This is a genomic window from Ramlibacter sp. (assembly GCF_035655895.1).
Taxonomy (GTDB): domain Bacteria; phylum Pseudomonadota; class Gammaproteobacteria; order Burkholderiales; family Burkholderiaceae_C; genus Ramlibacter.
Genome location: NZ_DASRTN010000004.1, coordinates 184,942 through 196,848 on the forward strand (window position 1 = coordinate 184,942; position 11,907 = coordinate 196,848).

Here is an 11,907-nt window from a genome sequence, read left to right on the forward strand (position 1 = left end):
GCACGCCGTTTTCACCCTGTGTTGCGATTTCGGACGATCGTGCTAAAGTCACCGCTCCATGGACGCCAAGACCCAGAAAGCCGAGCTCACCCGCGCCGCCATCGTCGGCGCGGCGCTGGACCTGGCCGGCCGCGAGGGCCTGGAGTCCATCAGCCTGCAGGCCGTGGCCGATCGCATCGGCCTGTCCAAGAGCGGGGTGTTCTCGCGCGTCGGGTCGCGCGAGACGCTGCAGAAGGCGGTGGTCGAGGAGTTCGGCCGCCGCTTCATCGACGACGTGTTCGCCCCGGCGATGCAGCAGCCCAAGGGCCTGCCGCGGCTGGACACCATCGTGCAGCGCTGGATCGTGCGCACCCGCGACGTCGAGACGCGCACCGGCTGCATCTTCTCGGCCGGCGCGTTCGAGCTGGACGACCGCGAGGGTCCGCTGCGCGACCTGCTGCACAGCGAGGTGCTGCGCTGGCGGTCGGCGCTGCGGCGGTCCGTGGTGCAGGCGATCGAGGTCGGCCACCTGCAGCCGGACACCGATCCCGAGCAACTCGTCGGCGAGATCTACGCGCTGACGCTGGGGCTGGTGCACGACACCCGGTTCCTGCGCGACCACCGGGCCGCCGAGCGCGCCCAGGCCAGCTGGCAGCGCCTGCTGGCGAGCTACCGGGCCTGACCGTTCATCGATGACATCTCTCGCCTTCCCGTTCGACCAAATTTCGCACGAACGTGCGAAGAAAGGACCTGCCATGCTGATGCTCCTCGCTCTCGCGGCCGCGTGGGGCGGTTGGCGCGCCGTGCGCGCTGCCGCCGACTCACTGGGCAACCTGCCCCGCACCAACGACGACATGGTGTTCTGGTGAGGGGCCGGCCATGAACCGCGCCAGCGTGCAGGCCACCACCACCTTCTACCAGGCCGCTCCGGGGTTGCGCGCCTCCAGGCTGGCGCTCGGCCTGGCCGAGCGCGTCTGGCCCGCCCTGGCGGTGCGCGCCGCGCTGCGCCTGTTCTGCACGCCGCTGCCGCCGCGCTGGTTGCAGCGCCAGCCTGTGTGGGAGTCATCCTGGCGCATCGAGCGCTGGCCGTTCGAGTCATCCGGACTCACCGTGTACACGCCGGGACCCGCCCCGCTTGGCGCCGGTGCCGCGCCCGTCGTCCTGCTGGTGCATGGCTGGGGCGGCAGCGCCGCCCAGATGCGGCCGCTGGCGCAGGCGCTGACGCAGCACGGGCTGCAGCCGGTGCTGGTGGACATGCCTGCCCACGGGCACAGCGCCGGACGGGTGAGCAACCTGCCGCAGTTCGCGCGCGCCATCGAGTACGTCGCCGCGCGTCTGGAGCAGCAGGGCGGACGCCTGCACGCCGTGGTGGCGCACTCCCTGGGCGCCAATGCGGCGGCCTACACGGCCGGCCGCGGCCTGTCCGCGCAGCGCCTGGTGCTGCTGGCGCCACCGGCCTCGCCCCGCGAGTACACGCGCCTGTTCGCCCACGTCTTCGGCCTGTCCGAGCGCCTTCGCGCGCGCCTGCAGGCGCGCATCGAGTCACGCGAAGGCGTGCTGATGGCGCAGTTCGAGCCCGAGGCCGCCGGGCCGCGCATCGGCGCACGCGCGCTGGTGGTGCATGACCGCGGCGACCGCGTCAACCCGTTCGCCGATGGCGAGGCGTTCGCCGCGCGCATCGCACACGCGCAGCTGCTGGCGACCGACGGCCTGGGCCACCGCAAGCTGCTGAACGACCCGGCCGTGCTGGCGGCCGTCACCGATTTCCTCAACCCCTCCCTGGAGACCTGACATGGATGCCTTCCTCGTCGACTACGCGCGCAGCCCCTTCCACTTCGCCCGCAAGGGACGCCTCGCCACGATGCGGCCGGACGACCTGGCAGCGCAGGTCGTGCGCCAGCTGCTGGCCCGCCAGCCGTTCGACCCCGCGCTGCTGGAGGACGTGGTCCTCGGCTGCGCGTACCCGGAGGGCGAACAGGGCGACAACCTGGCACGCATCGTGAGCTTCCTGGCCGGCTTGCCGGTGACGGTGGGCGGCATCACCATGAACCGCTTCTGCGGCTCGTCGATGTCGGCGATCCACACGGCCGCGGGCAGCATCGCAGCCGGCGCCGGCGACGCCTTCCTCTGCGTCGGCGTCGAGTCGATGTCCAAGGTGCCGCAAGGCGGGCTGAGTCCCTCGCGCAATCCGACCCTGCGCGAGACCTACCCCGAGGCCTACACCAGCATGGGCATGACGGCGGAGAACCTGGCGCAGCGCCACGGCATCACGCGCGAGCAGCAGGATGCGTTCGCCGTGCGCAGCCAGCGCAAGGCCGCGGCCGCGCTGCAGGCGGGCGCCTTCGCCGCCGAGGTGGTGACCGTCGCGCTGCCGGACGGCGCACGCGTCGACAGCGACGGCTGCCTGCGTCCGTCCACCTCCATGGAAGGCCTGGCGGCGCTGCGGCCCGCCTTCCTGCCGGAAAGCGAAGGCACCGTCACGGCCGGCACGTCGTCGCCGCTCACCGACGGCGCCAGCGCCGTGCTGGTGGCTAGCGAGGCCTTCGTGCGCGCCCACGACCTGCGGCCACTGGCCCAACTCAAGGCGATCGCGGTGGCGGGCTGCCCGCCCGAGATCATGGGCATCGGACCGGTGCCGGCCACGCGCAAGGCGCTGGCGCGGGCCGGGCTGCGCGTCGACGAGATCGACCTGGTCGAGCTGAACGAGGCGTTCGCGGCCCAGGCCCTCGCGTGCCTGCAGGAGCTGGGCATCGACGAGGCGCGCACCAACCTCGACGGCGGCGCCCTCGCCATCGGCCACCCGCTGGGCGCGACGGGCGCGCGCATCACCGGCAAGGCCGCCAGCCTGCTGCGGCGCACGGGCGGCCGCTACGCGCTCGCGACGCAGTGCATCGGCGGCGGCCAGGGCATCGCCACCATCCTCGAGCGCGCCTGAGCCCGCCTTGCGCGGGGCCCGCGTTGCACCTAGCATCGCCGCTCACAGTCAACGACAGGAGCGGAGATGGGGATGTTCCACTGGGCCGAGCGGCCCGCGCAGGTGCTGCAACAGGGCGGCGTGATCGGGCCGCACGAGCGGCTGCCGTGGCCGCAGACCGCGGCGATGGGCGTGCAGCACGTGATCGCGATGTTCGGCGCGACGGTGCTGGCGCCGATCCTCATGGGGTTCGACCCCAACCTCGCCATCCTCATGAGCGGCATCGGCACGCTCATCTTCTTCCTGATCACCGGCGGCAGGGTGCCCAGCTACCTGGGTTCGAGCTTCGCCTTCATCGGCGTGGTGATCGCCGCCACCGCCTACGCCGGCAAGGGGCCGAACGCGAACATCGGCGTGGCGCTGGGGGGCATCATCGCCTGCGGCGCCCTCTACACCGCGATCGGCCTGGTCGTGCAGGCCGTGGGCACCGCCTGGATCGAGCGGCTGATGCCGCCGGTGGTCACGGGCGCGGTGGTCGCGGTGATCGGCCTGAACCTGGCGGGCATCCCGGTCAAGAACATGGCCGCGAGCAACTTCGATTCGTGGATGCAGGCGGTCACGTTCCTGTGCGTGGCGCTGGTGGCGGTGTTCACCCGCGGCATGGTGCAGCGCCTGCTGATCCTGGTGGGCCTGCTGCTGGCCAGCGTCGTCTACGCGGTCCTCACCAACGGCCTGGGGCTGGGCAAGCCGATCGACCTGTCGGGCATCGCGAACGCCGCCTGGGTCGGCGCGCCCTCGTTCACCGCGCCCGTGTTCAGCGGGGCCGCCATGCTGCTGATCGCGCCGGTGGCCATCATCCTGGTGGCCGAGAACCTGGGCCACATCAAGGCGGTGACCGCCATGACCGGACGCAACCTGGACGCCTACATGGGGCGGGCCTTCATCGGCGACGGCCTCGCGACCATGGTGAGCGGCGCCGCGGGTGGCACCGGCGTGACGACCTACGCCGAGAACATCGGCGTGATGGCCGCGACCAAGATCTACTCGACGGCGGTGTTCGTGGTCGCGGCGGCGATCGCCGTGGTGCTGGGCTTCTCGCCCAAGTTCGGCGCCGTGATCCAGGCCATTCCGCTGCCGGTGATGGGCGGCGTGTCGATCGTGGTGTTCGGCCTGATCGCCGCGGCCGGCGCCAAGATCTGGGTCGACAACCGGGTCGACTTCTCCGACAACCGCAACCTGATCGTGGCGGCGGTGACGCTGGTGCTGGGCACCGGCGACTTCACCCTGAAGTTCGGCGGCTTCGCCCTGGGCGGCATCGGCACCGCGACGTTCGGCGCGATCCTGCTGTACGCCATCCTCAGCCGTGGGGGCAGCCGCCAGCCCGGCGCTGCCGGCACGCCGGCGGCGCGCTAGCATCGTCCCATGCGCGTCTGGCAACAGCCCATCTCGGTCGAGCTGCTCACCGGCATCCACGTCGACACCGCGGTGGCGCGGCTCGGCATCGAGTTCCTCGAGGTCGGTGACGACTTCATCCGCGCCCGCGTCCCGGTGGACGAGCGCACGCGCCAGCCGTACGGGCTGCTGCACGGGGGCGTGTCGGTGGTGCTGGCCGAGACGCTCGGCTCCTGCGGCGCGGCCTACAGCTGCCCGCCGGGGCATCGCGCGGTCGGGCTGGACATCAACGCCAACCACCTGCGCGGCGCCACCAGCGGCTGGGTGACCGGCACCACCCGCCCGGTGCACATCGGCAGCACCACCCAGGTCTGGCAGATCGACCTGCACGACGACGAGGGCCGTCCGACCTGCGTCTCGCGCATCACCATGGCGGTCCTCGCACCCCGCGGCTGAACGCCGCGCCGCGCGCACGCCCCAGCCGCCATGGCCCGCGCCCTCTGCTGCCTGCTGAGCGCCGTGCTGCTGGCCGGTGCCCCGGCGGCCCGGGCCGCGGACCCGATCGCCTCCGCGACCTCCTCGGCGCCGGCGCCGGGCGAAACGATCGCCCCCCGGCTGCTCGCGGCGGCCCTTCGTCGCGGCGGCTGGGTGGTCTACATCCGGCACACGGCAACCGACTTCTCCCGCAACGACAGCGGCATGGCGGGCTACGACGACTGCGCGCACCAGCGCCTGCTGTCCGAAGCCGGCCGGGCCCAGGCACGCGCCATCGGGCAGCGCATCCGCGACCTGCGCCTGCCGGTCACCGAGGTGCTGGCCAGCCCGTACTGCCGCACCATGGACACGGCCCGGCTGATCTTCGGCCAGGCCACGCCCCGCGACGTGATCCGCGAACGGGCGGGCGACGACTACCCCGGCCTCAAGCAGCTGCTGGCCGCGCCGGTGGCGCCGGGCGCGATCCGCTGGGTGGTCGGGCACGGCACGCCGTTCCGCGCCGTCGCCGGCGCCCCGCACCTGGCGGAGGGGGAAGCGGCGGTGCTGCGGCCGCAGGGACGGCGCTGGAGCGTGGTCGCGCGGATCCGGCTGGAGGACTGGGCCGACCTGCGCGACTGACGCTAGCTGCCCTGCCGCATCCGTTCGCTGTTCCAGTACACGTCGTCGCCGCCGTCGATCCGGTTGAGCACGCGGGCCAGGACGAACATCAGGTCGGACAGCCGGTTGAGGTAGCGGCGCGGCGTGTCCTTGAGCGGCTCGGCCTGGCCCAGCGCCACGACGGCGCGCTCGGCCCGCCGGGCCACGGTGCGGCACACGTGGGCGAGTGCCGCGGGGCGCGTCCCCGCGGGCAGGATGAATTCCTCCAGCCGGGGCAGCCGGGCGTTGTGCTGCGCGAGCGCCTCGTCCAGCACCGCGAGCGCCTGCGGCTTCAGCAGCTCGTAGCCCGGGATCGACAGCTCCCCGCCCAGGTTGAACAGCTCGTGCTGCACCTCGACCAGCAGCGACCGCACCTCGGCCGGAAGCGTCTCGCACAGCAGCACGCCCAGGTGCGAGTTGAGCTCGTCCACGTCGCCCATCGCCTGCACGCGCAGGCTGTTCTTGGGCACGCGCGTGTTGTCGCCGAGGCCAGTGGTGCCGTCGTCGCCGGTGCGGGTCGCGATCTGGGTGAGGCGCTTGCCCATCGGTGCTGTCTCCTGGCTGCGATGCCGGATTGTCCCACCGCGGCCGGGCGGTGCCGTCCTACGGCCGGTGCCGCGTCTGCGCGACAGCGCCCGGCCGGGCAGGCGCGAACATGCAGCCAGCAGCAGGAGACCGCCATGCCCCGTTCCGACCACCTCCGTCCCCTCACCGTCCTGGCCGCCGTCGTGCTCACCCTGTGCACCACGCTGGCCTTCGCCCAGCAGGGCGGCCTGGCCGCCGGTGCACGCGCGCCCGCCGCCGGGGTCGGCATGGGCGGCGGCGGCGGCGCGGCGGCCGGCCGTGGCACCGCGCTCACCCCGGGGACCGGCAGCGTCGGTGCAGGCACGGCGGTTGGCACGGGCACGGGGGGCGCCGCGGTCAGCGGCGTCCCCGGCGGCGGCACCTCGGTGCCACCGCGCGGGACGCCGTCGCCCGCCGGCCTGGCCACGCCCTCCCCGTTCCCGGGCGGGCTGCCCTCGGCGCAACCATTCCCCGGCGGCATCCCGTCGTCGTCGATCGCGGCCCCGGGCACCAGCGCCGCCGGCACCAGCGGCGGCACCACGGGGCCGGTCACCGACCCGGGCAGCACCGGCGGTTTCAGCACGACGCGAGGGGTCGTCATCGTGCCGGCGCCGGCGGCGCCGGCAGGCAGCGACGGCAGCGGCACCATCCCGGGTGCGTCGACCGGCACGGGCGTCGACAGCGGCGGCTTCGCCGGCGCCTCGGTCGTCGGCGGTGGCGCCACCGGTGGGGCGTCTGCTGGCGGCGGGGGCGGGGGTGGCGCAGGGGCCGGGGGCCTGAGCGGCGGCACGCCCTCGGTCAGCCCCAACGGCGCCGCCGCGCAGCTGCGCGGCCCCCTCACCGTCGTGCAGGTGACCCAGTTGTTCCAGCAGGCCGACGCGGATGCGGACGGGCTGCTCACGCGCGCCGAAGCCCTGCGGCTCCCGGTGGTCGTGATGACCTTCGAGGACATGGACACCAACCGCGACGGCGTCGTCTCGCGCGCCGAGTACGACACGAGCTTGCGCTGAACCACGGCCGGCTGCCCAGGTTCGGCGGGGTGGCGCGCCGCACCCGCCGACGGGTGATCCGTGCAGCGCACGACGGAGCGAGCACCAGCGAAGGTGAGCCCATCCCGCGACGGCAGCCGGCGACAGCCGAGGCTGGAGGGGTGGCGCACGTCCGCGCACACCCGGCGCGCCGGGGCGCCACGCGCGTCGCGGCGTACACTGGCCGGCCCAGGAGACACATGCCATGAACGCCCCGACCGCCCTGTCCCATCTCGTCCCCGACGTCAGCCAGCGCCCCGTGCCGCAGGCCCTCCTCGATGCCCTGGTGGCGCGGTTCGGTGCGCAATGCTCGACGGCGATGGTGGTGCGCGAGCAGCACGGCCGGGACGAATCGTCGTTCCAGGTGCCGCCGCCCGCGGCCGTGGTGTTCGCCGAGAGCACCCGGGACGTCGCCGATGCGGTGGCGCTCGCCGCGCAGCACGAGGTGCCGGTGATCCCCTTCGGTGTCGGCTCCTCGCTCGAAGGTCACCTGCTGGCGGTGCAGGGCGGCATCAGCATCGATCTGGGCCGCATGAACCGCATCCTGTCGGTCAACGCCGACGACCTCACCGTGACCGTGCAGGCCGGCGTGACACGCAAGCAGCTGAACGAGGAGATCCGCAGCACGGGCCTGTTCTTCCCGATCGACCCGGGCGCCGACGCCAGCATCGGCGGCATGTGCGCGACGCGCGCATCGGGCACCAATGCGGTCCGCTACGGCACCATGCGCGAGAACGTGCTCGGCCTGGAGGTCGTCACCGCGGCCGGCGAGGCGATCCGCACCGGCACCCGCGCGCGCAAGTCGTCGGCGGGCTACGACCTCACCCGGCTGATGGTGGGCAGCGAAGGCACGCTGGGCGTGATCACCGAGATCACGCTGCGGCTGTATCCGATCCCCGAGGCGATCTCCGCCGCGATCTGCTCGTTCCCCAGCATCGAGGCCGCCGTGCGCACCACGATCCAGGTGATCCAGCTGGGCGTGCCGATCGCGCGGGTGGAACTGATCGACGTGAACGCGGTGCGCATGGTCAACAAGTACGCCAAGCTGGCGCTGCGCGAGGAGCCGATGCTGCTGATGGAATTCCACGGCTCGCCGGCCGGCGTGCAGGAGCAGGCCCAGACGGTGCAGGAGATCGCCTCGGAATTCGGCGGCAACGCGTTCGAGTGGGCCACCACGCCCGAGGAGCGCACCCGCCTCTGGACGGCGCGGCACAACGCCTACTTCGCGGCGATCCAGTCACGTCCAGGCTGCCGCGCGATCTCCACCGACACCTGCGTGCCGATCTCCAGGCTGGCCGACTGCCTGCTCGACTCGGTCAAGGAAGCCGACGAGAGCGGCATCCCCTACTTCCTGGTGGGCCACGTCGGTGACGGCAACTTCCACTTCGGCTACCTGCTGGATCCGGACGACCCGCGCGAGCGCACCGTCGCGGAAGACCTGAACCACAAGCTGGTGGGCCGCGCGCTGCGCCTGGGCGGCACCTGCACCGGCGAGCACGGCGTGGGCCTGCACAAGATGGGGTTCCTGGTCGACGAGGCGGGCGTCGGGGCCGTCGACATGATGCGCACCATCAAGCGCGCGCTCGACCCGAAGAACATCCTGAACCCCGGGAAGATCTTCTCGCTCTGAAGCACCGTCAGGCGCTCAGGCGCGCGCCCACGCCGCTGCCCGCCTGCACGGACAGCTGGTGGGCCCCGCCCACCACGCCCTCGGCCAGGCCCACCGCCTTCCCCGGCGCCTCGCCCTGCCCGCACGTGGCCATGCAGCCTTGCACGATCACCAGCCGGCGCACGCCGGTGCGGTGCGCAGGGCCGTGCGCAGAAGCGCGCGGCGCTAGCGGGTCACGAAGGTGACCGCAGGCGGTCGATCAGGCCGTTCAATTCGTCGAGCGAGCCGAACTGGATCGCGAGCTCGCCCATCTCCTCGGTGCGGCCGTTGCGCTTGACCCGCTTCCTGACCCGCACCTCGACCTCGGCGGTCAGCAGGTCCGACAGCTCCTCCTCCACCCGCTGCAGGTCGCGCGACTTCTCCTGCTTGGGCCTGGGCGAGGTCAGCGAGAACTCGGCCCCGATCTTCTTGACCAGGCCTTCGGCCTCGCGCACCGACAGCTTGCGCGCCGTGATCTGGTTGGCGGCCGTGATCTGCGCCGCCCGGTCCAGGGCCAGCAGGGCGCGCGCATGGCCCATGTCCAGGTCGCCGGCCATCAGCATGGTCTGCACCGGTTCGGCCAGGTTCAGCAGGCGCAGCAGGTTGGACGCTGCGCTGCGGGAGCGCCCCACCGCCTGCGCCGCCTGCTCGTGCGTCAGGCCGAAGTCGCGCACCAGCCGCTGCAGGCCCTGCGCTTCCTCCAGCGGATTGAGGTCCTCGCGCTGGATGTTCTCGATCAGCGCCATGGCCGCCGCGGCTTCGTTCGGCACGTCGCGCACCAGCACCGGCACGCTGTCGAGGCCGGCCAGCTTGGCGGCCCGGAAGCGCCGCTCGCCGGCGATGATCTCGTACTTGCCGGCGTTCGGGCCGTCCCCCAGCCGGCGCACCAGGATCGGCTGCATGATCCCCTGCGCCTTGATCGACTCGGCCAGCTCGTACAAGGCGCCCTCGTCCATGCGGGTGCGCGGCTGGTACATGCCCGGCACCATGTCGGCCAGCATCAGCGAGGCCGGCTGGCCGGGAGCCGGTCCCGGCGCTTCGGCGGGCGCGCTCTCGGCGGCCGCCGGGCCGAGCAGGGCTTCCAGGCCGCGGCCCAGCCCCTTGGGTTTCTTGGTCACCATGTTCGGGTCCTCGATGTCGTCGTCATGCGGCCAGCGCCGCGCGGAGTGCGCCAGGGCCGCCTGGCATGCCCGTGGGGCAGCGTCGCCGCACGCGCCAGGCGCCGGCCCCCGGCCGTGTCATGTCATCAGGTCCTGCAGCAGCACGTGGCCCTCGGGCCAGCTGCCCAGGCCGGCGTCGGCGTTGATGTGGCCGCTGTCGCCGTGGTCGATGCACTGGCTACCCCAGGCTTGCGCGAAGCCGCGGGCCCGCTCGAAGCTGCAGTAGGGATCGTTCCGGCTGGCCAGCAGCACGGAACGGAACGGGAGCGGCGCCAGCGGGATCGGCACCCAGCTGGGCAACTGCTCGCGGATCTCGACGCGCTCGACGTCACCGGGCGCCACCAGCAGCGCTGCCTTCACGCGCTGGGCGTTGCGGGAGACGCCGGCCCAGGCCGCCACCAGGATGCAGCCGAGGCTGTGCGCCACCAGCACCGGCGGCTCGTCGCAGCCGAGCACCACGTCCTCCAGCCGTGCGATCCAGTCGCCGCGCAGCGGGCGCATCCAGTCGTGCTGCTCGACGCGGCGGTACCCGTGGCGCTGCTCCCAGAGGGTCTGCCAGTGGGTCGGACCGCTGTTCTGCCACCCGGGCAGCACCAGGACGTTGGAGGGTTTCATCTGCTCTGAATCTTGTAGCGCGACAGCAAGATGGGACGCGGCTTGCGCCGCATCCTACATCTTCCGGATGCGCTCCACCATCTCGTTGGCGAACTCGACGAAGGCCTGGCTGCCACGCGCGGCCGGATCGAACACCACGCCCGGCAGGCCGTAGCTGGGGGCTTCGGCCAGCCGGACATTGCGCGGAATCACGGTGTCGAACACCTTGTCGCCGAAGTGCGCCTTGAGCTGTTCGCTCACCTGCTGCTGCAGCGTGATGCGCGGGTCGTACATCACACGCAGCAGGCCGATGATCTGCAGGTCCTTGTTCAGGTTCGCATGCACCTGCTTGATGGTGTTGACCAGGTCGGTCAGGCCCTCGAGCGCGAAGTACTCGCACTGCATCGGCACGATCACCCCGTGCGCCGAGCACAGGCCGTTGAGCGTGAGCATCGACAACGACGGCGGGCAGTCGAGCAACATGAAGTCGTACTCGCCGTCGACCGCCTTCAGGGCTTCACGCAGGCGCCGCTCGCGCCGCTCCTGGTCGACCAGTTCCACCTCCGCGCCGGCCAGCTCGCGGTTGGCGCCCAGCACGTCGTAGCCGCACTTCTCGCTGCGCACGCGGGCTTCGACCACGGAGGCCGACTCCAGCAGCACGTCGTAGACGGTGAGCTCGAGCTTGCGCTTGTCGATGTTCGAGCCCATCGTGGCGTTGCCCTGGGGATCCAGGTCGACCATCAGGACGCGCTGGCCGACCTTCGCGAGGCCGGCTGCCAGGTTCACGGTGGTGGTGGTCTTGCCCACCCCACCCTTCTGGTTCGCAATGCAGAAGATGCGCGCCATGGATTACCTGCTCACGGCCAGCTTCACGCCGAAGCCGATCAGACAGACACCCGCCAGTTTCTGCAGTGTCCGGCCGATGAGTGGATTTGCCCGCATCCGCTGGGCCAGGAAGTGGCTCAGCAGCACCGCCACCAGCCCGTACAGGAACGTCAGCCCGGCGATGGTGGCCGCCATCACCGCGAACGTCACCAGGCCCTGGTGGTGTGCCGGGTCGACGAACAGCGGAAAGAACGCCATGTAGAAGACGATCGCCTTCGGATTGAGCAGGGTGATCAGGGCCGCCTGCCGGAAGTACTGGCGCGGCTGGATGTCCAGCACCGGTGCGCTGCCCGGCTTGTGCAGCAGCATCCGCAGCCCCAGCCAGCCAAGGTAGGCCGCACCGAGCCATTGCACGGCCTGGAAGGCGACGGGCAAGGCCAGCAGCAGCGCGGCCACGCCGGCCACCGCCGCCCACATCAGCACCTGGTCACCGGCCATGATGCCGAACGTGGCCGCGAGCCCGGCCGGGATGCCTCCCTTAGACGTCGAGGTGATCAGGGCGAGGTTGCCGGGGCCGGGGATGGCGAGAAAAATGATGATGGCGGCGACAAAGGCGCCGTAGTCCGCTACGCCGAACATGAATCCCCCGGGTGTGACCGCTTGCTGGAGCGA

The 11,907-nt window shown here is 72.2% G+C and carries 14 protein-coding genes; 8 read left to right on the forward strand and 6 right to left on the reverse strand.

What is annotated here, in order from left to right; genetic code table 11:
* Positions 1-58: 58 nt before the first annotated feature.
* The 6 genes from VFE82_RS02840 to VFE82_RS02865 all read left to right on the forward strand — a co-directional run bounded on the left by VFE82_RS02840 (position 59) and on the right by VFE82_RS02865 (position 5,398).
* Entirely contained in the window at positions 59-661 is a 603-nt protein-coding gene (locus tag VFE82_RS02840) for a TetR/AcrR family transcriptional regulator (RefSeq protein ID WP_324998720.1), read from the forward strand.
* A 197-nt stretch (positions 662-858) separates the two neighbouring features.
* A complete protein-coding gene (locus VFE82_RS02845; RefSeq protein ID WP_324998721.1) occupies positions 859-1,770 on the forward strand; it encodes an alpha/beta hydrolase in 912 nt (303 codons plus the stop codon).
* Position 1,771: 1 nt separating this feature from the next.
* Positions 1,772-2,914, forward strand: coding sequence for a thiolase family protein (locus tag VFE82_RS02850; RefSeq protein WP_324998722.1), 1,143 nt, complete (start codon positions 1,772-1,774; stop codon positions 2,912-2,914).
* A gap of 66 nt (positions 2,915-2,980) precedes the next feature.
* Positions 2,981-4,306, forward strand: a complete 1,326-nt coding sequence (locus tag VFE82_RS02855; RefSeq protein ID WP_324998723.1) for a solute carrier family 23 protein — start codon at positions 2,981-2,983, stop codon at positions 4,304-4,306.
* Between the two features lie 9 nt (positions 4,307-4,315).
* The gene (locus VFE82_RS02860) at positions 4,316-4,741 is read left to right on the forward strand and encodes a hotdog fold thioesterase (RefSeq protein ID WP_324998724.1); all 426 of its coding nucleotides are present in this window, start codon (positions 4,316-4,318) and stop codon (positions 4,739-4,741) included.
* 30 nt (positions 4,742-4,771) lie between these two features.
* Positions 4,772-5,398, forward strand: a complete 627-nt coding sequence (locus tag VFE82_RS02865; protein WP_324998725.1) for a histidine phosphatase family protein — start codon at positions 4,772-4,774, stop codon at positions 5,396-5,398.
* A 2-nt stretch (positions 5,399-5,400) separates the two neighbouring features.
* Here VFE82_RS02865 and VFE82_RS02870 read toward each other — a convergent pair whose 3' ends face one another.
* Positions 5,401-5,961 carry a cob(I)yrinic acid a,c-diamide adenosyltransferase gene (locus VFE82_RS02870; RefSeq protein ID WP_324998726.1) on the reverse strand — a complete coding sequence of 187 codons (561 nt, stop codon included), beginning with the start codon at positions 5,959-5,961 and terminating at the stop codon, positions 5,401-5,403.
* Positions 5,962-6,096: 135 nt separating this feature from the next.
* On the opposite strand from VFE82_RS02870, the gene VFE82_RS02875 reads away from it, so the two are divergent.
* Positions 6,097-6,990, forward strand: a complete 894-nt coding sequence (locus tag VFE82_RS02875; RefSeq protein WP_324998727.1) for a hypothetical protein — start codon at positions 6,097-6,099, stop codon at positions 6,988-6,990.
* 223 nt (positions 6,991-7,213) lie between these two features.
* A complete protein-coding gene (locus VFE82_RS02880) occupies positions 7,214-8,638 on the forward strand; it encodes an FAD-binding oxidoreductase (RefSeq protein ID WP_324998728.1) in 1,425 nt (474 codons plus the stop codon).
* Positions 8,639-8,645: 7 nt separating this feature from the next.
* Here VFE82_RS02880 and VFE82_RS02885 read toward each other — a convergent pair whose 3' ends face one another.
* The 5 genes from VFE82_RS02885 to VFE82_RS02905 form a co-directional block, all read right to left on the reverse strand.
* Positions 8,646-8,801 (reverse strand): hypothetical protein, encoded by a 156-nt coding sequence (locus VFE82_RS02885; RefSeq protein ID WP_324998729.1) that lies wholly within the window; start codon positions 8,799-8,801, stop codon positions 8,646-8,648.
* Positions 8,802-8,850: 49 nt separating this feature from the next.
* Positions 8,851-9,777 (reverse strand): ParB/RepB/Spo0J family partition protein, encoded by a 927-nt coding sequence (locus VFE82_RS02890; protein ID WP_324998730.1) that lies wholly within the window; start codon positions 9,775-9,777, stop codon positions 8,851-8,853.
* A gap of 117 nt (positions 9,778-9,894) precedes the next feature.
* Positions 9,895-10,431: an RBBP9/YdeN family alpha/beta hydrolase gene (locus tag VFE82_RS02895; protein ID WP_324998731.1), complete on the reverse strand. Its 537-nt coding sequence runs from the start codon at positions 10,429-10,431 to the stop codon at positions 9,895-9,897.
* A gap of 54 nt (positions 10,432-10,485) precedes the next feature.
* Complete coding sequence (locus VFE82_RS02900) at positions 10,486-11,256, reverse strand: ParA family protein (protein WP_324998732.1); 771 nt, start codon at positions 11,254-11,256, stop codon at positions 10,486-10,488.
* 3 nt (positions 11,257-11,259) lie between these two features.
* Positions 11,260-11,874 (reverse strand): LysE family translocator, encoded by a 615-nt coding sequence (locus VFE82_RS02905; RefSeq protein ID WP_324998733.1) that lies wholly within the window; start codon positions 11,872-11,874, stop codon positions 11,260-11,262.
* Positions 11,875-11,907: the final 33 nt, after the last annotated feature.

Coding starts and splice junctions, on each gene's coding strand:
- VFE82_RS02875 (WP_324998727.1), top strand. CDS start 6,097: ATGCCCCGTTCCGACCACCTCCGTCCCCTCACCGTCCTGGCCGCCGTC.
- VFE82_RS02850 (WP_324998722.1), top strand. CDS start 1,772: ATGGATGCCTTCCTCGTCGACTACGCGCGCAGCCCCTTCCACTTCGCC.
- VFE82_RS02860 (WP_324998724.1), top strand. CDS start 4,316: ATGCGCGTCTGGCAACAGCCCATCTCGGTCGAGCTGCTCACCGGCATC.
- VFE82_RS02905 (WP_324998733.1), bottom strand. CDS start 11,874: ATGTTCGGCGTAGCGGACTACGGCGCCTTTGTCGCCGCCATCATCATT.
- VFE82_RS02880 (WP_324998728.1), top strand. CDS start 7,214: ATGAACGCCCCGACCGCCCTGTCCCATCTCGTCCCCGACGTCAGCCAG.
- VFE82_RS02900 (WP_324998732.1), bottom strand. CDS start 11,256: ATGGCGCGCATCTTCTGCATTGCGAACCAGAAGGGTGGGGTGGGCAAG.
- VFE82_RS02865 (WP_324998725.1), top strand. CDS start 4,772: ATGGCCCGCGCCCTCTGCTGCCTGCTGAGCGCCGTGCTGCTGGCCGGT.
- VFE82_RS02890 (WP_324998730.1), bottom strand. CDS start 9,777: ATGGTGACCAAGAAACCCAAGGGGCTGGGCCGCGGCCTGGAAGCCCTG.
- VFE82_RS02895 (WP_324998731.1), bottom strand. CDS start 10,431: ATGAAACCCTCCAACGTCCTGGTGCTGCCCGGGTGGCAGAACAGCGGT.
- VFE82_RS02840 (WP_324998720.1), top strand. CDS start 59: ATGGACGCCAAGACCCAGAAAGCCGAGCTCACCCGCGCCGCCATCGTC.
- VFE82_RS02855 (WP_324998723.1), top strand. CDS start 2,981: ATGGGGATGTTCCACTGGGCCGAGCGGCCCGCGCAGGTGCTGCAACAG.
- VFE82_RS02870 (WP_324998726.1), bottom strand. CDS start 5,961: ATGGGCAAGCGCCTCACCCAGATCGCGACCCGCACCGGCGACGACGGC.
- VFE82_RS02845 (WP_324998721.1), top strand. CDS start 859: ATGAACCGCGCCAGCGTGCAGGCCACCACCACCTTCTACCAGGCCGCT.